Annotated in this window: 12 protein-coding genes; 1 reads left to right on the forward strand and 11 read right to left on the reverse strand. The window is 70.3% G+C overall.

What is annotated here, in order from left to right:
* Nucleotides 1-11 precede the first annotated feature (11 nt).
* Genes WMF20_RS07550 through WMF20_RS07600 form a run of 11 tightly spaced genes read right to left on the reverse strand, consistent with a single transcriptional unit; the run spans nucleotide 12 to nucleotide 21,502 of the window.
* Nucleotides 12-809, reverse strand: coding sequence for a hypothetical protein (locus WMF20_RS07550; RefSeq protein ID WP_437611917.1), 798 nt, complete (start codon nucleotides 807-809; stop codon nucleotides 12-14).
* On the reverse strand, nucleotides 806-2,947 hold the full coding sequence (locus tag WMF20_RS07555; protein WP_437611918.1) for a DEAD/DEAH box helicase: 2,142 nt from the start codon (nucleotides 2,945-2,947) through the stop codon (nucleotides 806-808). Before WMF20_RS07555 ends, WMF20_RS07550 begins: the two co-directional genes overlap by 4 nt.
* Nucleotides 2,947-4,260: a BREX system ATP-binding protein BrxD gene (brxD, locus tag WMF20_RS07560; RefSeq protein ID WP_437611919.1), complete on the reverse strand. Its 1,314-nt coding sequence runs from the start codon at nucleotides 4,258-4,260 to the stop codon at nucleotides 2,947-2,949. Before brxD ends, WMF20_RS07555 begins: the two co-directional genes overlap by 1 nt.
* On the reverse strand, nucleotides 4,257-7,031 hold the full coding sequence (gene pglZ / locus WMF20_RS07565) for a BREX-2 system phosphatase PglZ (RefSeq protein WP_437611920.1): 2,775 nt from the start codon (nucleotides 7,029-7,031) through the stop codon (nucleotides 4,257-4,259). Before pglZ ends, brxD begins: the two co-directional genes overlap by 4 nt.
* Entirely contained in the window at nucleotides 7,028-10,729 is a 3,702-nt protein-coding gene (locus tag WMF20_RS07570; protein WP_437611922.1) for a hypothetical protein, read from the reverse strand. Before WMF20_RS07570 ends, pglZ begins: the two co-directional genes overlap by 4 nt.
* Nucleotides 10,726-14,559: a BREX-2 system adenine-specific DNA-methyltransferase PglX gene (gene pglX / locus WMF20_RS07575; RefSeq protein ID WP_437611924.1), complete on the reverse strand. Its 3,834-nt coding sequence runs from the start codon at nucleotides 14,557-14,559 to the stop codon at nucleotides 10,726-10,728. The genes WMF20_RS07570 and pglX overlap by 4 nt, the downstream gene beginning before the upstream one ends.
* A complete protein-coding gene (locus WMF20_RS07580; protein WP_437611926.1) occupies nucleotides 14,556-15,182 on the reverse strand; it encodes a DUF4276 family protein in 627 nt (208 codons plus the stop codon). Before WMF20_RS07580 ends, pglX begins: the two co-directional genes overlap by 4 nt.
* Nucleotides 15,176-16,345 carry an AAA family ATPase gene (locus WMF20_RS07585; RefSeq protein ID WP_437611928.1) on the reverse strand — a complete coding sequence of 390 codons (1,170 nt, stop codon included), beginning with the start codon at nucleotides 16,343-16,345 and terminating at the stop codon, nucleotides 15,176-15,178. Before WMF20_RS07585 ends, WMF20_RS07580 begins: the two co-directional genes overlap by 7 nt.
* The gene (locus WMF20_RS07590) at nucleotides 16,342-20,604 is read right to left on the reverse strand and encodes a protein kinase domain-containing protein (RefSeq protein ID WP_437611930.1); all 4,263 of its coding nucleotides are present in this window, start codon (nucleotides 20,602-20,604) and stop codon (nucleotides 16,342-16,344) included. Before WMF20_RS07590 ends, WMF20_RS07585 begins: the two co-directional genes overlap by 4 nt.
* A complete protein-coding gene (locus WMF20_RS07595) occupies nucleotides 20,604-21,308 on the reverse strand; it encodes a hypothetical protein (RefSeq protein WP_437611932.1) in 705 nt (234 codons plus the stop codon). Before WMF20_RS07595 ends, WMF20_RS07590 begins: the two co-directional genes overlap by 1 nt.
* On the reverse strand, nucleotides 21,305-21,502 hold the full coding sequence (locus WMF20_RS07600) for a helix-turn-helix domain-containing protein (protein ID WP_437611934.1): 198 nt from the start codon (nucleotides 21,500-21,502) through the stop codon (nucleotides 21,305-21,307). Before WMF20_RS07600 ends, WMF20_RS07595 begins: the two co-directional genes overlap by 4 nt.
* Before the next feature lie 649 nt (nucleotides 21,503-22,151).
* On the opposite strand from WMF20_RS07600, the gene WMF20_RS07605 reads away from it, so the two are divergent.
* Nucleotides 22,152-23,018 carry a hypothetical protein gene (locus WMF20_RS07605; protein WP_020733588.1) on the forward strand — a complete coding sequence of 289 codons (867 nt, stop codon included), beginning with the start codon at nucleotides 22,152-22,154 and terminating at the stop codon, nucleotides 23,016-23,018.
* Nucleotides 23,019-23,455: the final 437 nt, after the last annotated feature.

Consider the following 23,455-nt stretch of genomic DNA (forward strand, 5'->3'; position numbering starts at 1 on the left):
GAGTCACGGCGCTACGCCAGCGCGCTGGTCGCGATGGCCGGGACCCAGATGGCTCCCTCCCATTCCTTCAACAGCCGCTCTTGCCAGATGGGGTCGCTGGCGATAGCAGGCCGACACGCCCCCTCGGCGTGGAGGATCGCGGTGCAGAGGGCGACGAACGCGTCGGCCACGCCGTAGTCGGGCGTCCTCCCGCCGGAGCTGTAGCGGCAACAGAGCCCGACCAGCCGGAGGTCGACGTCGAGCTTAATGCCTGCGGCGGTACACGCGGCGATGCCGCAGCGCACCGGTTCTTCGGGCCGGGATTTGTAGCTCGCGAGCCCAATCGTGCGCAGCGTCGCACCGGGGTAGACTTCGATGATCTCGCCCGCGCCGCGCCCTCCGGGGAACGGGAGCACGCGGTACTTGTACGACTCCCACAGCTTCGAGAGAAGGGCGTTCCTGAGGAGCGTCATCTGGAACGTTGCCTGGAACTTGTCCTTGAGTGGCGGCTGACCACCGGTCGCGATGTCGGTCGCGCGCTTCGTCCAGAGCCGCGCGCTGAAGTCGAGCGGGTCGGTGAGCGGAAGGTGCTGGGCGACGAACCAGTTGAAGGAGCGCCAGCCGGTGAGCGCGCCGTCCTTGATGCCGACGTCCGCGGCGAACTTGGCGTCCCGTAGGAGCGCGTGGGGAACGCAGAACGGGAAGTCGAACGCGACGACGCGCGCAGAAAGAGCCAGCAGCTCGTCGAGCAGGTCCTTAATCGCCTGCTCGGCAGCAACCTGATGCAGCCATCCCAGGGCCGAATCGGCAGCGGAGCATGGCGTCTTCATGTCTCTTTCTCCTGGTTCGTCGCACCGCGCCTCCACGCCGCGAGGGTCGCGTTCGCGTCGTCCACGTTCATCGTCTCGCGGGCGATGAGGCCGTGCTCGATCTCCGGCGGAAGGCACGGCTGGAACTTCGACACGCGCGAGCGCTGGCCAGGATCGACGAGGCGCGCGGCGTCGGCCCAGCCGAGCGACGCACGGGCGGCGAGCGCGTCGATGGCCTGCCGGATCGCGACCGCGCTCTCGGCGGCGCCCTCGGCGAAGGTGAGGAAGGTGTTGCCGGGCGAGACGCGGGCGCCGAGCTCCAGCTCCAAGAGGCCCGCGAGGACGCGGTTGCCGGCGCCGCCGCCAAAGGTCCACCAGCGGCAGCGGCCATCGGGGTCTTCTTCGAGGGGTAGCGCGCCGTCGTCGAGGAAGGCGTGCGATTCACGTTGCGCCTCGAGCGCGGTGACAGCGCGCTTCGACCACGATGGGTCGGTGTCTTTGCTCGCGAGGACACGGCGCATGGCCTGGCAAAGTGAGCGCTCGAGGCTCACGGGTTGGCCGAACCAGCGCGGGTACGCGCCAGCCTCTGCGGGCTCTACGGAACATGTGCCGCCCTTCCAGTCAACGCCGACAATCCGCCATGGGCGTCCGGCGAGGACGAAGTTCGGGCTCTGGCGCTCCTTGTCCTGGAGGAACGAAGCGTCGACGACGCCGACCTCCGTCTGGCCGTGCATCACGCGGACTACGCGGGGCGTCGAGAACACGGCGTAGAGTTCGAGGAAGTTCCGCGCGCCATAGAGCCGCTCGCCTCGTGCGCCGAGCGCGAGCCGTGCGTCGGCCTCGACGAGGATGTCGTTGTCGACCATGTGGCGAACGATGCTCTCGCGCTCCTGCGCGGAGACGTCGCGGTAGGCCGCGCAGCCCTCGAGCCAGCTCCACCAGCCGTGCGACGCCGAGCCCTGCTCCTGCATCGAGAGCGCAATGGCCTGGTGCGCGAGCACGTGGGGCGTCCACGCCGAGGGCCTTGCGGGCTCGACGTAGCCGTTTCTGAACAGATCGATGATGGCGGCGGCGCGCAGGAGCGCGTCGTGATCGGTTGCGAGGAAGGTGCAGTTGGCGGTCGAACCCGCGCGTCGGCCCGTACGCCCCATGCGCTGCAGGAAGGACGAAACGCTGGTCGGCGCGTCGATCTGAATCACGTGATCGAGGTCGCCGACGTCGATGCCCAGCTCCAGCGCGCTCGTCGCGACGATGACGCAGTTGGTGCCCTCCTCGAATGCCTTCTCGGCGGCCGTTCGCTCCGAAAGCGCGAGCGACGAGTGCGAGAGGTAGACGTCGACCCCGCGCTGCGAGAGGCGATGACCGAGCTCCTCGACGCGCCTGCGGCTGTCGACGAACACCAGGCGCCGCGTGCCCGGGTACAGGCGGTCGATGAGCAGCGCCGCGTTGTCGAGCGTGCCGACGAAGTCCAGGACCAGCTCCGGCGGCTTACGCGCACCGCCTGGGTCGACGACGCGCTGGGGCCGCATGCTGCTGCCGCTGAGCCACGTGACGATGATCTCGGGATCGCCGACGGTCGCCGACAGGCCGATGCGCTGGATGTCGGTCTCCGCGATGCGCGATATGCGCTCGAGGAGCGACACGAGGTGAGCGCCGCGATCGTCTCCCGCGAAGGCGTGTACCTCGTCGATGACGACGGCGCGCACGTGCGCGAGGAAGCGTCGCGCGGGCGTACGCGTCGAGAGCAGCATCGCTTCGAGCGACTCGGGCGTGATGGACACCACGTCGGGTGGGTCGCCGACGAGGCGCTTGCGCGCGGGCTCCTTCACGTCCCCGTGCCACTTGCCGGCGCGCCTTCCAATGAGCCCCGTGAGCTTCGAGAGCCGCGCCTCCTGGTTGTTGAGGAGCGCGCGGATCGGCGCGATATAGAGCACCGAAACGCCGCGCCAGTCCTCGACGTCCATCTTCGAGAGGAGCGGCAAGAACGCCGCCTCGGTCTTGCCACCTGCGGTGGGCGCGAGCACGACGCAGTTGGCTCCGTCGAGGATTGCCTCGGTCGAGAGCGCCTGCACCGGACGCAGACCGCTCCACCCCAGCCCGTTCGCGATCTGGTAGCGAACGGCGGGGCTCAGGCGATCAATGGCGTCCGGGCGCGTCATCACAGATCGATCTCGATGTCGTCGGGTTTCATGCCGACGGCTGCGGCCTGCTCTTCGAGCGTGAGCTCCTCGGCCTCGATGCGGATGTCAAGGTCCTTGGCCGGGTCGAAGTCGGGGAACAGGTCGACGCGATCCAGGATGGTCGCGACGAGCTTCCGCAAGAAGATGCGCGGCGCCACGCCAACCTTGCCGCCGAGCTTCCCCGCGACTTCGTTGGCGAGCCCGCTCAGCACCGCGTCGGTGACGCGCGCCTTCATTCGTTCGGGGTGGTCCGTCGGGTACAGGTCCCGCACCCGGCGTCCGACTTCGATGAGCCGCTCCCGGTCGAACGGGAAGAGGCGCACCTGCACATCGCGCGGGTTGTCCCACTTCGGGTCGCCCGAGAAGTCGACGTGTAGACGCTGCGCGAGCGGCGGCAGGCGCTTCACGCCGTTCGGCCCGTCGAAGAAGGCGGGCGTGCCGGTGATGAGGATGTAGAGCCCCGCGAAGCGACTACCGTACAGATCGTCGATCAGCTTGCGGATCGCTTCGAGGCTCTTGTCGCGGCTGTCGGAGCGAACGCGCTGGATGGTCTCGACCTCGTCGAGGACCAGCAGAAGACCCGGTCGCCCGCACTGCTGCAAGACCGCGAGCAGTCCACGCAAGAAGCCAAGCGCGCCGGTGTGATCGATTTCGCCCTTGATGCCCGCCCGCTTCTTGATGTCCGCGCTGACGTTGGGCTGACCCATCAGCCACGCGATGAGCCCCTCGGCGAGCGCGTGGTCCTCGGCCACCTCGGCGGCGTGATAGGCGCGCAGCACCGCCGCGTACTGCGGCTGCACTGCGCTCACGTCCTTCAGGCGCGCCTCGAGCAGGTTGCCGACACCGTCGGCCAGCGCCTTCAAGTCGTCGGGATCGCCAAGCGTGCGCGAGACCTCTTCTTCAAGGCCCATCAGCCACTGCGAGGTGATCGCGCGGAACGCGCCTGTGTCCCACTCGGCCGTGCGCAGTCCCTCCGTCGCTCGGCGGTAGACCGTCTCGAGGCGATGCAGCGGCGTGTCGTTCTCGGAGACCTGCACCTCGGCGACGGCAAAGCCTCGCGCCAGCGCCTGTTGCTGGTACCAGCGCGCGGTGAAGCTCTTGCCGCAACCGAAGTCGCCGCGCAGCGCCTTGAATACGGCGCCGCCCGTAGCGCAGCGCTCCAGCTCCTCCTTCAAGGAGACCTCGAATCGGTCCGTTCCCACCGCGAACAGGTCGAGTCCGCGCCGTGGCACCGTTCCTCGGCGCAGCGCCTCGATGACGTCTTTGCGGAGCAGCACGCTGGGCTTGCTCATTCCGTCACTCCGTACTGCGAGAGCAGCCTCGCCTTGTGCAGAACGACCCGGCGGCCTGCGACGTCGTGCTCGACGATGGCAAAGCCGTCAGCGTTCAGGACCCCCATGCGCGCGACGACACCGCCGACCTGGTGGGGCCGCACACCGCACAGCCGCGCGAAGTCGGCGGCGGTCAGGCTGCCGCCCGACTCGACGAGCACGGCGAGCCAGGTGAGCACGCGCTCGACGTCGGGCTTCGGGACGCCGGCGACCTGCTGCGTGAAGAGCTTGGACACACGCAGGCGCGTCACGAGCGCGGGCTCCGTGGGCGCGGGGGGGCGCGCTGTGGGCGTCTTGGCGGGCTCGACGGGGAGGAGCTGGAGCTGCGCCTTCGCGGGTGCCCTGGGCTCCTCCACCGCCACGGGCGGGGCTGCGGGCCGCGCGATCTTGAGCGCCCACCAGTCGGGCTCCGGCAGGACGCGGCACGAGAGCTCGACGTCCTCGCCCGCGACGCGATCGAGCCACTCGGGGCCGATGAGGAATGCGGGGGCGACCGCCTCGGCGAGCGACAGCCCACCGTGCTCGCCGTAGTGCGGCGCGCGGTTCGCGAGGGCCGTGTCCCAGAGCGCGGCGATGCCGGCCGCTCCGCGCGGCTTCCACGAGGTCCGGGGCAGGAGCACTTCGCCGTCCTGCGGCTGCTCGCCCTGGGCCAGCGCGCGCCAGCGGGGCCCCCCCTCGCGGCCCGCGGGGATGCGGCCGCTCGCGACGCGCATCGCGTCGCCCGGGACGTGCCCGTGGTCCGCCACGAGCAGCACCGCGCGCTCCGCGCCGTCCGCCGCGCTCAGCAGAGCCTCGAGCGGGAGAATCGGTGTCCTGCTGTAGTCGACGGCGACCTGGAGGCTGCCCTTGAGCTGTTCGTCGATGGCGTTCACGACGACGGCGACGACGCGCTGGTCCCCAGCCACGGCCTGCTTCACCTCGTCGATGAGCTCGTGCCCGGCGTGTATGTCGCGGCGAAAGAACACCTTGAGCGGCTCGTCGCCGACCAGCTCTCGTAGGTGAGGGTTCGACGCCCAGCGCGAATCGTCCTTATCGGTGCCCTGGTCGCCGAAGCGGGGGTCGGCCACGCCCGCGAAGAGCGCAGCGCGGCTCACCTCGGTCAGCGTGGGCGCCGCCGCCAGCACGGGCGGGATCGGGAGCAGCCCGTTCCAGCCGGGCGTGCGCCACGCGATCGGGTTCCAGCGGCGCTGGTCGCGCAGGCGCTGGAGCACCTGCACCGCCGCCGCGTAGCTCATGCCGTCCATCAGCACGAGGAGCAGTCGCCGGTGCTCGCCGCCCTTGAGGAACTGCGCGACGACGCGCTTCGTGACGTGCTCGATGGGCAGCACCTCGTTCGAGGGCTTCCCGGCATCGACCCACGCCACGTACGCCCTGGCGAAGCGCTGATCGTCGGCCCGCGCGACCTCGTCGACCGCCTCGTTCAGGCGACGCACGGCCGCCATGAGCGCGTCACCCGCGCCGCGCATGCCTCGAAGGCTCTGGCGAGCCCAGTCGAGGAAGCCGCCCTCCTCGGCGTAGCGGCGCGCGAGGTCGACCGCCGCCTGGTAGGGGGTACCGTGCTCGGCGAGCTGCGGGCGGACCCGGCGCGCGAGGAGCCACGCGGAGAGGCGCGCCGCCATCTTCCGCGCCTCGACATGCTCCGAGCGACGGATCGCGTGGTCCAGACGGTGCGCGCTCAGGCGGTCGAAGGCCGCGAGCAGCGCTTCGAGCACCTCGGGGCTGGGCGCTTCGACGAACCTGGTCAGGGCGGTCGCGACGGCAGCCTCGCGCGCGACGTGGCCAGCCGGCAGCCAGTCGCTGGCCGCGGCGAGCGCGGAGGCGCCGCCGCTGACCGCATGTGCTTCCGCCTCGTCGAGCAGCCGCCGATCGCCGGCGTCCTCGACGGACAGCACCGCTTCGAGCAGCGCCTGCGCGGCGCCGCCGGCATGCGCCGCACGGACCTCCTTGGCGAGCCCGGGCGCGATGCTCGCGATCTGTCCGTTCACGAGCCCACGCAGGTAGGCGTCCTCGTTCTGCTCGACGGCCGCGAGGAGCAAGAGCGCCTGCAGCGCGCGGTCGATGAGGCCGAGTTCCCACGCGCGGAAGCCGAGCACGCCGACGGCGGGAAGCCGCTCTTCGAGCCAGTCGAGCAGCTCGCGGCGCACTGCCCGCAGGAGGTCGTCGCCCTCACACGCCTTGACGAACGCTGGGCCCGCGTCGGAGCTGCGCACCCACCGCAGCCACGCAGCCGCTGTCTCGAGCGCGCCCTCGGGGATCCCGAAGCGCGCTTCGAGCACGCGCTTCCAGAGGTCGCTGCGCGTGAGCCGAAGCCCGGTGATCTTGCGGAGCCCCTCGACGCTCCCCGAGAGCACGAGCCGCGCGAGCGCTGTCGACGACAGGCCCGGATCGATCTGGCGCGCGCCGAACAGGGCGGCGAGCCGCGCGTCGCGCGCGACGTGGTAGATGCGCCCGCCCGCGAGCCGACACGAGACATCGAGCGGCAGTGCGTCTTCGGCCCAGTCGACCAGGTACACGCTCCCGGTCGCACGCTGTTCGCCCGGGGCTGGCAGCTTCGCGCGAAGCTCCAGCTCGCATGCCGTCGGAATGATGTCCCACTCGAGACCATCGAGCTCGAAGCGCCCGGGCTGCCCTCGACCGAAGAGCGCGAGCAGCTTCGAGCGATGGTCGCGCCGGAACAGCCGCTCCACCTCCAAGCGAACGTCGGCCTCCGAGAGGAGCGGCGACTCGGTCATTCCGGCCTCCGCTTCCACGCCCTGATGCGGATCTCGATGCGTGAGGCGTCCCGCCCTTCCGCTTCGAGGCGCTCAGCCAGCTCACGCAGCGCCTTCGCCGCCGCCTTGGCAGAGGCGAGGTCGTTCGAGGCTTCGAGCACGACCATTTCACCCGCCGGCGGCTTCGGCGGCTCGGGCTTCGTCGGCACACGCAGCAGCTCGTCTGCGCGGCGGGTCAGGCCGCTCAGGCCGTCGGCGAGCATCTTGTTGACCTCGTCAGCGGTGAGCAGCGCGGCGAGGTCCGCGAGGAGCGACCTCGCACGCTCGCCGCGCTCGGCGTCGCCGAGGAGCCCCTTCACCTGCCGGAACAGGATCCAGCGCGCGTCCTCCTCGAGGAGGTGCTTGTTGGCAGCGGCGGTCTTGAAGTTCCGGTCCATCGCGGCGATCGACGTCTTCGGCGTGAAGCTCGCGAGGTCGCGCACGATGGAGGCGCCGTCGCCGCGCGCGAGCTGCGTGAGCAGCACCGTAGATGCCCGAGCGGTGACCAGGCGGGGCGCCGCTTCGGGCTCGGCCCAGTCGCGCACCTTCGGCTCGAGCGCGGCGGGAAGGTCGCCGGCGTCCCGTACCTCGTTCAGCTTCTCCTTCACCTTGTCGGCGAAGGCCGAGAGGTTGCGTGCGCTGAGCGATCGACCACCGATCGCCACACCGAACAGGCCACCCGCGCGGTTCAGCGCTTCCGTCCACTCGGCCAGCGTCGGCAGCTCGGGGCGGAGGAGCTCGACGTCGTCCGGGAGCTGGCCGGGCCGTGGCAGCGCGTAGCTCTTACCGTTACGCCGGAAGGTGCGACCACTCCAAGAAGTGTAGAGCGATATCAGCACGTCCTGCACCTCGGCGGGCAGGCCGCGTGTCCGCTGTGGATCGAGCCAGCCGCGCACGTTGCCCACGGTCGGCGTGTCGATGCCGGCCTGCTGACGCTGCTGATCGATGTCCTGGAAGGGCCGCTCACGCAGCAGCACCGCGACGTCGCCCGTCTCGGTGATGCCGAGCGGATCGGCATAGGCACGCAGGTCGTTGCGCTCGCCCTTGTCGACGTTCATGCGGCGGTCGCGCTCGTCCAGCAGCTTCTCGATGAGCGCGCCGACCTTCTCCATGCGCGTCGCCGACACCGGCCCATCGAAGCGAGGGTGGTGCGGGTACTTCTTCGACAGCACCGTGTCGACGACCTGGCGAAACCCGTCCTTCATCGTGCCGGCGAGGACCGCGCGGATGTCGAGGTCACCGAGCAGGGGGATGAAGTGCTCGTCCACCGTGCGCGACCGGTCGAGGAACGCGCTGTCGTTCGCCATCGCGAGGCCGTAGGCCTGCGCCAGCGTGCGCTTCACCAGCGCCTCTTTCTGCGCGCGCAGGCTCGCGAGGTCGGCGCGGACCGTCGACTGATCCTCGACGCGCAGATGCCCGAGGTACTTGCGCGCGTCGCCGTCGAGGATGTGTTCGAGGACGACCAGCTCGCCGAGCTCGCGCTCGAGCGCGTGCGAGAAGAACGTCGGCAGCCACACCACCGTGGGGTTCGGCGGCGCGTCGGCGGGGCGCGTGTCGCGGTAGCGCTCGACGGTGCGCAGGTCCTCGTCGGGACCGTGGCCGCGCTCGTCGAAGGGATAGTCGACGATGACCTGCCACTCGTACTCGCGGGGACAGGTCAGCGTCGTGTCGTCCATCTCGCGGACGTTGCCGTAGCGGATGCGGCCCTTGCGGCGCGTGCCATGGAAGGGCAGCTCGGCCTCGACCACGGTGCCCTCGCTGTCGAGCTCGAGCGCCTGGAACAGGAGGCGCCGCATCGCGTTCTTGCGCGCGCCGGGCGTGTCGGCCTCGGCGGCCTGCGCGAGGATCGGCTGGAGATCGACGCCCGCGAGGTGGATGCCCACCTCGGGATCGGCCTGCTCTCCGAGACGGAGCGCGCCGATCTGGCTCGCCCAGTCGCGAAGCCGCTGCGCGACCACCTGCATCTCGGCGCCGGGGATGGGCGACGCGATGGTGCCGTGGTTCAGGTGCGCGAGCCGCTTCACCGTCAGCCCCTTGAACGGCCTGGCCTCGGGCACGAGCGCCGCCATCAGCAGCGTCTTGGCGAGCCGGTTGTCGTTGCGGCACATGCGCTGCTGGCAGCCGCTGCAGCCGAGGCGACGGTCGTGGTCCTCCCGCAGGCGCTGGCACGCGGCCGGGTTGTCCGTGTTGTGCTGCCGCCGGATGATGGGCAGGAAGCTCTCGCGATAGAGGTCGCGCGCGCGATCGAAGCGCGCCTTCATCACCGGGTCGTCAATCGGGTCTTCGCTCTCGGCGAGGGCGTCGAACGCGTCTCCCACGGGCACCACGCGACCGAGCTCGAGGTCCGGCAGGTGGTTGACGAGCAGCTCCATCAGGATTCGGATTGCCGTGCGCTCACGCTGCAGGCAATCCGAGAGCGCGACGAGCGCTTCGACGAGCGCGGGCGAGAACGGGTAGACCTTCTTGAAGTCGGCCTCGTCACCCTCGCTGCCGATGAGCACACTCTGCGCCTGCCCGGCAGCGCGCCACGTTTTGGCGAAGTCGTCGGCGAGGCGCTGCGCTGCGGATTCGTCCTTCGGGCGCACGACGCGGTGGGCGACGATGGCCGGGAGGTTCGAGTCGGCGAGCGTGACGGTCTCGAAGCGACCGTCGTGGTGCGAGAGGTTGCGCGACAGCTCGCTCCGCACCGCTCCCTGCGCCTGCTCGCCGAGGAACTGCGACAGATCTCGCTGGCGCGCGATGAAGCTCACGATGGGGATGGCGCGGTCGGCGTCCTGCGCCTCCTTGAGCTTCACCATCTTCTGCACCTCGCGGCCGACGAAGGGCAGATCGCTCGAGTTGCCCGCGAGCCACAGCACCAGCTCGTCGAGATAGAGCACGATGGCGTCGAAGCCGAGCGACTTCGCATGGCGACTCATGACGCCGAGTCCGGTGTCCAGGTCCACGAAGCGGCCCTGCTGCGCGGTCCACGATGTGAAGAAGGTCCGCACCAGATCGCTGAAGAGCTTGGCGCGCGGGCTCTGGGCGTCCCGGTCGCCCTCGCCGACGTAGGTCGCAGAGGCCGCCGCCTCGAACGACGCGGCATTCCACTGGCGCGTCTCGGCGAGCTTGCCCCAGCCGCTCGCCGCTTGCTGGACGCCTCCGTTCAGTTTGCCGAAGAACGTGTCGTCGCCGAGCGTGGTGCGCAGGCGGCGCGCGTCGTCGAACAGGCCCTGGTCGGCGTAGACGGCCGGCGTCGGCGCGTCGGGGTGGTTCTTGGCCACCCACGCGACGTAGGAGCCCAGGATCTTCGACTCCATGTCCTGCGCGCCCAGCATGTGGATCGGGAGCTGGAGGAGCTTCTTCTTGCCGATCCACGCGTTCTTGCCGCGTAGCGCGTGCAGCTCGCCACGGCTCCACGGCGCGGGGTGGTCGGCGAGCATCAGGTCGAGCACCGCCATGAAGTGGCTCTTGCCCGCGCCGAACGACCCGTGGAGGTACGCCGCCTGGCTGCGCCCGTCGCGCAGCGCGCTTCCGATGATCGACAGCGCGTGCTCGAAGGTCTGCACGATCTTCGGCGTGATCGCGTAGTCCTTCACCGTGCGTTCGGGCTGAGCGATGCCGCCGGTGAGATCCTGCACGAAGTCGCCCTTGCGGACGGCCTCCGGAAGGTCGAGCAGGTCGTGGATGCGTTTCGTCATGCTTGGTCTCCCGTGGCCACGTACCGAGCAGGGCGCCCGGAGAGCTTCTCCACAAGCCCGTCGGCAATGAGCTTCTTCAGCGCCTTGGCGACAAGCGCCTTGGTGACACCCACGGCGCTCGCAAGCTCGACGTCCGTCGGTCCCTCAGGGAGCTCGGCGTCCTCGCCGTCGTCGTCCTCGTCCTCTTCGACCTCGGGCTTCCAGCTCTGGAGCGCGGCGAGCACTTCGCTCGGGTCGACGGTCGTGCGCTTCGGCGCGGCGGGCGGCGTCCACGTGCGCAGGTCGTCGGTCGCCTTCGTGAAGTCCACCGCGATGCCCAGCGTGTGCGCCTCCCCGACGACGAAATCGCGGAAGAACTCGCCGAGCTTCATCCCGCCGAAGGCATCGTTCGGTTCGTTGTGCCATTGGAGCAGCCAGGGCACGCGCTCGGCGATCCCGGCGAGCAGTGGGACGAGGCGATTCTTCTGCCAGCCGTCCTCGGTCTTGCGGCGCTGGTAGAGGCCGGAAAGCGCCTGTGCAGTCTGCAGGTGGTCCCAGCCCGCCCAGCCGACGAGCGGCGTCGTGTCCTCGTCGGTGTTGCCGCCGGGCACGGTGACGAAGCGCTCCTTCGGCACGTCGAGCTTGCCGCGCAGGCTCCAGTAGTGGCGCAGGAAGTCCTTGGGAGCGTACTTGTCGGGCGGCGGGATGGCCTTGAGGTTGAAGCGCTTCAGCTCGGGGGCGAGCTTGCCCTCGTCTTCGAGGCGCTGCAGGCGCCAGGTCTCCTCCCAGCTCGCGCGCTTCTCCATGCCGGTCTCGGCGTAGCGGTAGCCGGCGAGGAAGGGCACGCCCTCGGCGTCAACGAGCTCGGAGACGAGCCTCACGAGGTCGAGGCCGCTCTCCTCGGTGAGCAGCTCGTGGGCAGCGGTCACGGCCGGATCGCGCCCGAGCTCCAGGGCGAGCTGGCGTGCAGTGCGCAGCTCGGGCTGCGACTGCTCGCGGAACGACGCCTCGATGCGTTCGAGGAGCCAGCTGCGCACGGCATCCGAAAACGCCTTGATGCCGTCGAGCGGCGACCAGCGGCGCTTGGTCTCGGGCGTCTCGAGGAGCCGGAGCTGGGCGCCGTGCTCGGGGTCGTCGAGGAGGCGTAGGCGCTGGCGATAGAGATCGGCGAGCGGACCAGCGACATCCTTCGGCGCGTCGCGCTTGTGCACTCGGAACCACTCCGACGCCGATACGTCGCTGCGCACCTCTCGCGCGAGACGAACCTCGAAGGGTCGCTGGTTCGGTTCCACAACGACGCGCACGGCGTCAACGGAGGGGGCCTCCACGGTGGAGAGGCCGAGGATCCCATACACCCGCCAGTCCATTTCCTCTTGAAGGGACACGAGGAGACCCCGATGCCGTGCGCGCTCAGCGAGGCTCTTCGTACGCGCATCGCGCAGTGCTGCGAGCGTGGGCGTTGCAGCGAGCGTGGCAATCACGAGCTTGTCGGGCGTCTGTTCGGCCAGCTTCTGCACCGTTTCTTCTGCTGCGACGACGAGATCGAGAAGCTTGTCGCGCAGGTCCTTGAGCTTCGGGACCGGAAGCTGCTGAAGCACGTTCCCTGCTCGCTGCAATCGGTCCTGCCACGGGGTCTTGGACAAGCGGGCCCCTGCGCCGACCTGATCTCCACCCTTCTGGAAGAAGTTGAGTCGCCCCCAGAAGCCCACGGTCGAGCTGTTCAGGTATCCGATGGCCGCGCGATAATCCTCGCGCGCCTGGCTCTTGAGGATGGCGACGGGCGCAGTTCTATCGAAAACCTCGTTGTGTTTGCTAATTACGAAGTGGTTGTGCGTCGCTATCTCGCCATATGCCAATAGAAACGGCGCGCTCAGCCTCGTGAGCGGTACCTGGTGGAACTCGAACCACGTCCGACCAACGTCGAGGTACTTCCCGCCGCTGAAGTCAGGCCGATCTAGAAGCACTCGTCGACACGCCCACAGGGGGCGCCCGAGTGCGGCATCCGCTGACTGCCGGTCAATCAATCGCGCGTTCCGGTAAGGGAACGGCACCGCCGACTCGGATTCGGCCAACCAGTCTCGGATGTCCGATCCAGCGATCCGCCGGCGCAACCACTCAGCGTCGACGCCAGCCCGGAGCCAACCCTTCATCGGTCGGTTGAAAGCGTCGTCCGCGCCGGTGATGGCCATGAATCCAATACTCTCCACCAGCGACGAGAGAGCGTCGCCAGCGGACGCAAGCTTGCCGAGCACCGTGCGCGCGCCGCCACCAGCCATTACCCAGGGGTGCCGCCGGAGTTCTTGAGCCGATACCGGTTCAGTCGATACGTAGTCGCCATCGAAACCGACGTCGTTGTGGCAGCGAGTGATCTCGCTCCAGACCGGCGCCGTCGCGGGGTCGTCGGGTACGTCGCGCTCTCCGCGCTTACCAAGCACGGCAACGATCGCTGCTTCGGTTCCCTTCCTGTTCCGCCCGAAGAGCAGCAGGGTCGGCGTGCCGTGGCCGGGCAGGTAGCAGCCAGACGTGTCGATGATCTTCTGCACGTCGAGTCGCGGCAGCACCTTCTCGATGAGCGTCTTGCCGAAGTCCCGCTTGGTCCAAGCGTTACTGTTGATCAGCCCAACGAAGCCTCCTTCGGCACCGAGGTCGAAGAAGCGCTCCGTGAACGGAGCTGACAGCGAGTACTTGCCCGAGGCGCTCTCGTACATGTCGCGGTACTTCTTGCGCTTCGACGGGTCCTGCTCCGTGATGTACGGCGGGTTTCCGACCACCGCGTGGAACCGCTTGGTGAGCACGCGCTCAACATCCCGACGGTTCTCGAGGCGGAAGAGCCGGTCTCCCCAACGCAGGTCGTCGTCCATCGACATCTCCCCGGCGCTCAGCACGCGCTGGTCGAAGCGATGCAGCAGGCTATCGGCCACGACGACGTTCGGCTTGATGTCGGGCGCGCGCTCGAGCCGCTTGATGCCCACAGCGTCGAGCACCGCGAGCACGAGGCGGAAGCGCGCGATGGCGACCGCGTAGGGGTTGATGTCGACGCCGTAGACCTGGTCGAGCGCGCGGCGCGCGAGGTCCGCGATGTGCTCGGTCGGCGCCTCCTCCTGCCAGCGACCGAGCAGCCGCCGGAACGCTCCGAGGAGGAAGTGCCCCGAGCCGCAGGTCGGGTCGATGAGGGTCACTTCCTTCAGTCCGAACTCCGCGATGGCCGGATCGAGCGTCTGGTCGAGGATGAACTCCTCGACGAACTCCGGCGTCTGCAGGAGCGCGTAGCGCTTGCGCACCGCCTCGGAGAGGTCCTGGTACAGGTCGCCGAGGAAGCGCGTGTCGCCGCCCGCGAACACCAGCGTGGGCGCACCGCTCGCGTCGCGCTTGCGGAAGAAGTCGAGCAGCGCCCGGGCGCCTTCGCTCGACGGCGAGAGCACCCACACCGGGTTGTGCCTCGTGTCGAACACGTCGCGCGCGCCCGGCAGCTTCGAGAGCTCGCGGAACACCGCGAGCAGGTACTCGCGCGGCCCGAGGAACGGCGCGACCTGGAGGAAGAGCGCCTCGCGGTCCTCGGCGGCGCGCAGCGCGTCGGCCGTCGCACCCGCCACGCGCGGATCGACGTAGCCGCGATCTTCGAGCGTCCGCACGAAGACGACCGACAAGATCCACGCGACCGCGAGCTGGGTCACGCGCTCGCGCCGCCAGGGGTCGAAGCCCAGGCCCGTCTGCCCGGCCTTCTGCTCGTCCTCCCACGCCTTCTTCAGGCCGGCCTCGACGCGCTCGGTCTTCGCGCGCGCAAGGAGGTCCTTCTCGAGCGCCTTCAGCGCGGGCTGCAGCAGCTTCGGCAAACCGGTCGGCGCGGTCACTTCGTCGCTCCCATCGCGTCGAGGAAGCGCTTGCCCCACGATAGCTTGCGGATCGATTCGGGTGAGATCCTCTCAAGCACCTTGAAGGAATGCGAGCCCTTGGCGTACGCACCGGCCTTCGTGGGCTTGGCGGCCGCTGCGAGCGCCTCGTAAATCGCTTTCTTGTCCATGTTCTCGAGCCGATCGAGCGCCAGGAGCTTGCTGTCATCCAGCTTCGGTCCGAAGACGTCCTTCATCGCAGCGACGTCGGCGGCGAGCCACGTCTCCATGCAGACGGTCATCAGGTGGAGCTGGTCGTCGCTCGCGTTGCCTGGGCGATCCCAGCCATCGCCCGTTCGTGCCTTCACGTGGTCCCACGGCGACTGCGCCTTCGGGACTTCCTCCGCGTCGACGAGCAGCCAGGTGTCGGCCTCCGACGACGCGTGCGCGTCACAGAACTGCTTGTAGGCGAGCCCGCGGCCGCCACACGCGATGACCCTTGGCCTCTGCGTGACGCCCGCGCGCTCGAGGAGCTTGCTGAAGGCCCTCCTGCACTCGCTCGCGAGGCTCGGGTTCCTGTCGCCGCCACCTTCGACGTAAAGCTCGCGAGCGCGCCGCGGGGTGGGGTGGCTGCTCTTCACCATCGCGTCCCTCCGATGCGCCCGGAAAGCCAGAGCGGACCGAGCGAGCCGAACTCCTTCCAACGCGCGATCTGGTCAGCGTCGAGGCGAGTCATCTTCGAGGTGCTCCCGTCCTTTTCACAGACGACGACCGCGGCGGCGTGCTCCGTCATCGCGTCGACGAGCTGCGTGGAATGCGTGGTGACGACGAGCTGGAAGCGAGAGCTCGCCTCGACGAGCAGGTCACGCAGCGCCGGCAGCACGTCGGGGTGGAGGCCGAGCTCCGGCTCCTCGATGAGGACCAGGCGCGCGGGGCCAGGATCGATGAGGATCGCCAGCAGCGACAGGAACCGCAGCGTCCCGTCCGACAGCCGGTGCGCAGGCACGTTGCGCTCACCCTCGGTGAGGTAAAGCCGAAGCTGTCCGCCCTCGGGGATGACCTCCACGTCGGTGAAGCCGGGAGCCACCTCCGAGAGCAACTCCAGCAGTCGCTTCTTCGTCGCAGGGGTGCGCTTCAGGACAGCCAGCCGGGCAGGCAGGTTCGAGAAGTCCTCCAGGAGCCGGTCGGTCTGCACGTCGGCGCCGCACGCCGCACGAATCGCGCTCTGCGGCCCGAAGCTCCAGGCTCGGTAGATGAGGATCTGTTTGAGCCGATCTCCCGTCGCCGCGACCTCCGGATAGATCTCGGGATCGCGACGCTGCGACAAGATCGACTGCGTACGGTCGATGTCGGCCCGCTCGAGGGCGCGCGTCTTCGTCTTCGTCTTCGCGCTGTTCAGCATGGGGCGTCCGTTCTCGTAGCCGAAGTAGAAGTAGGGCTTGGGCGACCCGTCGCGATTCTCGATACGCTCGTCGAGCACGACGAAGCTTCCTCCCTCGCTCCCGAACGCGACACGGTACCGAACTGCCCTGGACGCGATCTCCTTGGGCACGAAGATGATCTCGATGGCCGCGGAGTCAGCGTGCTCGTGAGCACCTCCACGCCAGATCCACTCGTCGACGCCGCCCCCCTGGCGGATCGGCAGCGGCAAGTCCTTCGGAACCGCGCGCAGCACCGAGAATGCCTCGATCAGGTTCGACTTGCCGGACCCGTTGGGGCCGATCAGCACGTTGAGGGATTGCAGCTTCAGCGTGTGAGCACCAGGTCCGAACGAGAGGAAGTCGGTGAGAGTAATCTCTTCGATCATGGGGAACTCTCGGCCCTGTGGGCGTTCGCCAGCCACGCATCGGGCATGACGAGCCGCTGGCTCGGCAGCGGCGCGGGAACGGGCAGCCGGCCGTTGATGGAGGGGGCGATGCCGTCGGCGTGCGACGGCACCACGAGGAGGATCGCGGGCGCATCACCGCGCTCGGCGCCGTCGACGATGCGCTGGAGCGCGCCGGCGAGGCCGTAGCGCGCGAGCGCGCCGGGCCACGCGAGCACCAGCGTCGGCTCGCGGCGCGAGAGGAGCTCGTCCACGACGCGATCCGTCGCCCGGCGCACGAGCTCGACGAGCAGCGGCCAGTCGGGACCACCCGGGCCCTGGCGATCGGCGGCCTGGACGTTCGTCCACGCGACGCCGAGATCCTCGGCCGTCCGTCGAGCGGCGTCGGTGAGCGCGTGGTCGAACGAGATCGCCTGCGTCTTCAGCGCGGTGGCCAATGCGTCGGTCGCGGGGCTCGCGAGGTCGGCGCGTACCTGCACCACGCGAAACCGGCCCGCCGCGATGCCGCGATCGAGCTGGTCCTGAAAGGCCGCCGCGCGCTGGGCCTCGGGGCTGCGGCGCTGCGGAAGGCCCGGTGCGGTGGGCTTTCGCGAGGGCAGCGAGACGGTCATCGACGTGTGCGCGTGCTGCCCAGGGCGCGCGTACTCGCCCGCGCCGACGTCCGCCAGGAACACGAGCCCGTGAGGCGCAAGGAGCGCATCGAGCGCTGGACGGTCGGGAAGCGGCGTGGCCTCGGGGTAGCGCGCGGCGACGCGCTTCTTCACGACGTCGGGCGTGAGGCCCGCGCCCGAGAGCGCGGCGAGGCTGAGGGCGAGCGCGCGCGCCGCGTTCATGCCGCGCGGGTAGAGCTCGAGGCGCGCCGAAGCGGCGGCGTTCGTGCTGGCGCGCGCGGCGAGCGTGAGGCGCTGGTCCGCCGGCAGCGTGGCCAGCGGCGTGCCCAGGGCGACCTCGGCGAGCTTGCTGCGCACGGCCTCGGAGGAGGGAAGCGGCTCGGTCACGGCGAGGTGGTCGGCGGCCACGGCGAGCGCGGCGAGCGCGTCGAGCACCTCGGGATCGCGCGCCACCCAGGGCGTGCTGCCGATGCGCCGCCACACGGCGGGCGGGTTCGGGCGCAGCTCGAGGGCCACGCGCACGAGCGCGGCGGCGGTGCGCACGTCGTCGTCGGTCGGCGCGCCGTCGGTGCGCGCCCTGGCCAGCGCCGTCGCGAGATCCATGAAGGGCGTCGCGGGAGAGGCCGCGTCGAGCGCGGACGAGATGCTCTGTGCGAGCGCGTTCGCCGCCGCGTTGTCGGCCCAGCGCTTGTTGCGTAAAAATTGAAGGCTCGAGTGGATTTGCGCCGGCTCGATGCCGAAGGCCCCTGCGACCTCGCTCACGGTGCGCGCCGCCGGTAGGCCCGTGTCGGGGCGCTCGTCGGGGAGCGGGTCGAGACCCACCAGCACGCGAAGACGACGGTTCGCCTCGTTGGCGCTGGCGCGTCCGATGAGCTCTCGCGACCAGTCACCCAGCGAGCCCGGCGTGGGCTCGGCGGCGGCGATGGCGACGAGCCGGTCACGCAGCGCCTCGGCGCGCGCTTTCCCGAGGAGCTTCTCGACGCGCACCGACGGCGCGAGCGCGGCGTCGACCGTGGTCTTGAGGCCCGCGGCGACCAGACGGTCCACCGTGCTGGCGTCGAGTCCGGCTTCGGGCTCATCGAGGACCCATCGCGGGCGCGCGAAGCCAGGCACCAGGACCGGCCCGCTCTCGACCTCGAAGCGCGGCCGGAGCTCATCGGCGCACCGGATGATCTCGCGGGCGACGTGGGTGCCGACACCGCGCACGACGGAGAGCTGGTTGCGCGGCAGGAGCAGCAGCTCGGCGACCGTCGACACGCCCGCGCGATCCAGCGCGTTGCGCGCGTGGGCCGACAGCGGAAGCGCGTCGACCGGCGTCTCGGGGCGAACCTGGTCGAGCGCGATGGCCGAGGCACCGTCGTCCGTTTCTGCCGGAGCGGAGAGCGCCTGGACCCACGCCTGGCGCATGACTTCCGCGCTCGCGAAGCGGGCCTTCGAATCGCGGGCGAAGGCCTTGCGAAAGAACGCGGTCAGCCGATCGCGGACGGCCGCGTCGAAGCGCTCGGCCTCGACCACGACCTCGGCGGTCGCGTCGCCCTGCGGGAGCGTGGGCCGAGCGCCGGTGAGCGCGTAATAGAGGACGGCGGCGGCGGCATAGCGGTCGGCTTCGGCGTCCCACGCGCCGCGCAGGTAGAGCCACGGATCGCGCCACTCGGCCGTGCCCGCCGTGATGGCGGTGGCGTCGGCCGACGAGAGCGAGAAGTCGAGCAAGAGCAGGTGGCTCTGCTTCTTCGACAGGCTCGTGAAGCCGACGTTGGTCGGCTTGATGTCGCGGTGGGTGACGCCGGCCTCTTCGAGGTACTGGACCGCGGAGAGCAGGTCGTCGCCGTACCGGCGCGCGAGCTCGAGCGGCAGCGTCCCCTGCTCGCGCAGCACGTCGCCCAGGCTCCGGTCGCCCGCGAACTCGAGGAGCAAGCACGGGAGCCCGCCCAGCGTGACGACGTCGCGCAGCGCGACGATGTGCTCGTGGCGCAGGTCGCGGAGCGTCTTCGCCTCGGAGAGCAGGCGCTCGCCGCAGCCCGCGTCGTGCGGGACCTTGAGCGCGAAGTCACGCCCCTCCCGGCGCACGTGCAGCACGAGCGCCGTGCCGCCGGAGCCGAGACGCCGCTCGACGCGGAGCCCGCCCTGGAGCGTGTCGCCCTTCTGCGCTTCGCGCGGGTCGGCGCCGGCGCTGATGTCGACGGTCGGGCGCGTGAGCGCTTCGAGGACGAAGGTGTTGAACCAGTCGGAGATATCGTCGGCGCGCGCGTGGAGGTTCGGCTGCGTCGCGAACGCGATGGCCTCGTCGAGGATCGCGAGGTCGGCACGAACCGCCGACGGGCGCAGGCCGCCTTCGCCGTCCTTCACGCCCTGGATACGTTGTTCTCGCTCGGGGAGCGTCGTGGCCGGGTGCTGCCCGGTGAGCACGAGCCACGCGAGGCAACCCACCGAGAACACGTCGCTCTCGTAGGTGGCCTTCTCAGGGTCGGCGAGGACCTCGGGCGCCTGGTAGAGGCGATCGACGGCTTGCGACAGGTCGTGGAAGTGGCGCGTGCCGACGCTCGAGTGCTCGATCCACGCGGCGGTCTGGAAACGATGGAGGCGCACGTGGACGCGGGTGTCGCTGGCGCGCCGGACGAGCACGGACGCGGGCGACAGGTTGCGGTGCAGAACACCCGCGCGGTGGCAGTGCGCGACCGCCTCGACGATCTGCTGCAGGAGCCCGAGCCGCTCGTCGAAGGTGAGGTTCGGCTCCTGGCGGAGGAAGGAGTGCAGCGGCAGCGAGTCCTCGAAGGCCTCGAAGAGCACCGCCGGTCCGAGCGGCCCGTCGTCGATGAACGAGCGATACGTGAGGATGCCCGGGTGCTGGCCGATCTGCGCGAGCGTCCGTGCCTCGCGACGGGCGGCGCGGTGAAGCTGCGCGCGCCGCTCGGCCGACGTGGCGGCGGGCACGAGGTAGCTGCGGACGCGCGCCTGATCGCGCTCGACAGCCGCGTTTTTCGCGAGGTGCTCCTGGTAGCCATCGCCCTCGTCGAGCAGCTCGCCGAGCTGATAGCCGCCCACCACGCGCGCCGTGGTGCTCGGGCGCAGGCCGATCTTGTGCGCAGCCTGGAGGAGCTGCTTCATCATCGGGCGGTTCACGATACGCGGCGCGTCGCGTCCATCGAGCCCGTTCACGAGCTTGCTGCCCACGTCGCCGGGGAGCAGCAGCCACGGTGGCCGACCGCCGTCGAGGCGAACCTCGGTGACGTTGGAGAGGAAGACCGCCGCGTGGACGTAGGGGCGCTCGTCCCCGAGCTGCCGCTCGAGCAGAGCGCCGAGCACCCTCGCCTTGTGGTTCGCGCCGGGATACGGGCACTCGATCGTGCGCCGCCGACCGTCCTCCGTGATCGTCCAGTCGACGATGTCGCCGGTGAGCACGCCGGGGTGGCTCTTGATCTCGACGAGGAACAGACCCTGGCGCGAGAGGAAGAGCAAATCGATCTCGTAGAGGCGACCCGACGACGGGTCGTAGAGCTCGTGCAGCTCCCACGCCTGGTGCGGGTCGGTGTCCGAGAGGGACGCGTGCTTGTAGACGAGGTCGAGCGCCTGCCGCTCCCACGGGTACGGCGTCGCGCGACCGCGATGGATGCGTCCCTCGGAGAGCGCCATTATCTACCCCCAACCTTCCGCGCGAGCTCGGCGGCTTCAGGCTCGGCGTCGGGCGAGACGACCGCCGCGTCGAGGTGTGCGAAGCCCGCGGCGCGCAGGGCGGTGTCCGCGCCTTCGCTCGGGCGCACGAGGACGGTGCGGCCGCGCGCGCCGAGAAGCACGGCGGCAAGTCCCGCGAGCTGGCGCCACGCCGCTTTGTCGGCGACCACAACGACCTGATCGGTCCACGAGAGCGCGCGGTTCTCGGCGAACACCTTGGCGACCGAAATGATCGCCGTGCCGCCCGCGACGACGAGCTTTGTCGACGGCGAGATCGGCGGAACGGGAACCCCCGCCGCCTTCACGCCGAGCCCGTAGGCGATGTGATCGAGCGTCGCCGGAGCGTCGGGCTCGGCCAGCAATCGCTTCGCGGCGTTGTCGTCGATGCCGCCCCAGTCGGGCCCGAACGGCTCGTCGTCGGCGACGCCGAAGAAGCCGAAGCACTCCGAGGGGGAGAACGCGGCGCCCCACGTCCCGGCGGCGTCGCGCAGCAGGATGTCGATGCGGTCGCCGGCGCCGAGCGCTCCGGCGAACTGGGTCCAGCGCGCCTCGGCATCGGCGCCGAAGCGGCGCGGCGTGGTCTCGCGGGCGTCGAGCGCGCGAAGGCCGAGCACGGCAGCGCCATAGAAGGCGGAGCGATCCTGTGGGGTCAGGGGGCTCGTCACGTCGACTCCTCCTCGCCAGCGGCGCGGCGGGTCTTCGCGTCGATCCAGGCGTCCGAGGCCATGCGGCGGAAGCGCCACTGCCCTCCTACCTTGAACGCTGGCGGCTCCCCCTTCTGGGTCATCGTGCAGACGGTCTTCTCCGCAACCTTCAGCGGTTGTGCGACTTCAGGCAGAGTGAGGATTTCATCCGTCATCGAGCGAAGCTCCGCAGCAGTTGGCAGGGGTCGCCAGCCTCTGCCAGACGTACACCAGGCACGTATGGGGTCGCAACGGACGCGAGTGTTCCGGCTGCATTCGTGGAGGCCAAGGCGGCCGGACTGATCAACCAGGCCTGGCGAGATGCCCAGCCACGCCGTCCGCTGCTCGGCCTACGTCCCGGCGTGGCCGCCGCTCGGAGCGTCTGCTCGGGCAGGGGCTCCACGCAGGGGCTCCACGCCGTGGACGGCCTCGAGCTCAAGGACCCGCGCCTGCCGGGCGCCCACGTCCAAGGCCATCGACGTCGTGTGGCGCATCGACGCCGACCCCGCCGTTCGCGCGCCCGCCTCTCTCGCGACCCCCGCCCATCTGGACACCCCCCGACCCATCTGGACAGGGGGCAGGCTCATCTGGACACCCCGCCCGCCCATCTGGACAGGGGGCAGGCTCATCTGGACACCCCGCCCGCCCATCTGGACATCCCTCCCGCCCACCCGGACATCCCACCCCGCCGCCTCACCACCCGGCTCCCCCCACCCCCGTCCAGACCCTGCTCCGCGCTGGACGTCCTCCCGACCGAGCTCATCCTTGCCGCTCTGCGTCGTGCCCCGACGGGCGCGGGTCGCAGGAGGAGGGGTCAACGTCATCATGGCAAAGCAAGCAACGGACTTCGATCGCTGGGTCAAGGTCGCCGCCAAGTCGGAGCGGACCGACAACCCGCTGAACATCCCGTACGACATCGCCGTGCGCGAGGCGGTCGTCGCCGCGGCGTTCGTGAAGAAGTACTGGGAGCCCGACGGCGATCGCCCGGGCCTCAAGCGGGTCAAGAACCGCCTGCCCGCCTCGAGCAGCGAGGAGCTGCTCTCCATCGTGCACGCCGTGCAGGAGGCGCAGACGCGGCTGCTGCTCATCGTCGATCCGGCCGTGGCCGATCTCGGCGAGCGCGCCCGGTTCGTCGTCGATGAGCTCGAGTCGGCGCTCGAGTTCCTGCTCGACGACGACGTCGACGAGCCCGCCGACGCGCAGCTCGCGCGCATCAAGGAGTTCCACGCGCAGGACGGCCAGCGCTCGAGCGCCCTCTCGCAGGCGCTCCGCGACTACGCTGGGCTCGCGGAGTCGCTCAAGGACCGCCTTGTCGAGGCGGACGAGGCGTTCGACGTGCGCGTGATCGCCGAGGCCAGGAAGCTCGCGGAGGACCTGCAACGGCGAGCGCTGGAGGCGGCCCCCGAAGCCGGCGCCTCGGCCGCCGCGACCACGATCCGCAACCAGCTGCTGCGCCTCATGGTCGAGCGGGTGGGCGCCATCCGGAAGGCCGCGGCCCACGTGTTCCGGCGCCACCCCGAGATCGCCCGCGAGGTGACGAGCGCCTACGAGCGGCGCCGGCGCGCGGCGGCGCGGCGCGACAAGGCCCGCAAGGCCGCCGAGGCCGGACAGGCCAACGGCAAGCCGGCGGAGGCCAACGGCAAGCCGGCCGCGGCGCCCGCGCCCGCGACCCCCGCGCCCACGACCCCCTAAGCATCGGCCGCCCGGCGGCGGCGGCTCCGGCGAGCTCAGGCGATGCAGCAGAACGTGGACGGCTCGGCCGGCTGGAGCTCGCCGACGGGCTCGCCGCCCTACGGGGAGTCTCCCGCGATCGTCACAGAATCGGGCCGGGCCGAGTTCCCTCCGACCCGATGCGGCCCCCTTCGACCCGATGCGATGCCACCTCGGACGAGGGGCGATCCCCTTCTCGCGATGGCGCCTCCCGCCGCTGCCGAGATCCCCGAGGCCGCCGGCATGGCCGGCGCCGCGTGGGCTGCGTGATGGCGAGCGGCCGGCTTGCCGGGCTCATCGGCGGAGGCCGCGCACGGGACGGCGATGCTCAAGGAGCGGGTGGGGACGCCCGTGTTCAGGGGCAGGGGCCGACGCGGTCTACCGTGCCTTCGCCGATCCCGACGCGCTGATGGCGTGGC

This window comes from Sorangium sp. So ce834, from assembly GCF_051521425.1.
In the GTDB taxonomy this organism is placed as follows: domain Bacteria; phylum Myxococcota_A; class Polyangia; order Polyangiales; family Polyangiaceae; genus Sorangium; species Sorangium cellulosum_D.

What these genes read in the sequence shown, in the direction of transcription:
- WMF20_RS07550 (WP_437611917.1), bottom strand. Translation starts at nt 809, where the DNA reads ATGAAGACGCCATGCTCCGCTGCCGATTCGGCCCTGGGATGGCTGCAT.
- WMF20_RS07600 (WP_437611934.1), bottom strand. Translation starts at nt 21,502, where the DNA reads ATGACGGATGAAATCCTCACTCTGCCTGAAGTCGCACAACCGCTGAAG.
- pglZ (WP_437611920.1), bottom strand. Translation starts at nt 7,031, where the DNA reads ATGACCGAGTCGCCGCTCCTCTCGGAGGCCGACGTTCGCTTGGAGGTG.
- WMF20_RS07605 (WP_020733588.1), top strand. Translation starts at nt 22,152, where the DNA reads ATGGCAAAGCAAGCAACGGACTTCGATCGCTGGGTCAAGGTCGCCGCC.
- brxD (WP_437611919.1), bottom strand. Translation starts at nt 4,260, where the DNA reads ATGAGCAAGCCCAGCGTGCTGCTCCGCAAAGACGTCATCGAGGCGCTG.
- WMF20_RS07555 (WP_437611918.1), bottom strand. Translation starts at nt 2,947, where the DNA reads ATGACGCGCCCGGACGCCATTGATCGCCTGAGCCCCGCCGTTCGCTAC.
- WMF20_RS07585 (WP_437611928.1), bottom strand. Translation starts at nt 16,345, where the DNA reads ATGATCGAAGAGATTACTCTCACCGACTTCCTCTCGTTCGGACCTGGT.
- WMF20_RS07580 (WP_437611926.1), bottom strand. Translation starts at nt 15,182, where the DNA reads ATGGTGAAGAGCAGCCACCCCACCCCGCGGCGCGCTCGCGAGCTTTAC.
- WMF20_RS07570 (WP_437611922.1), bottom strand. Translation starts at nt 10,729, where the DNA reads ATGACGAAACGCATCCACGACCTGCTCGACCTTCCGGAGGCCGTCCGC.
- WMF20_RS07590 (WP_437611930.1), bottom strand. Translation starts at nt 20,604, where the DNA reads ATGGCGCTCTCCGAGGGACGCATCCATCGCGGTCGCGCGACGCCGTAC.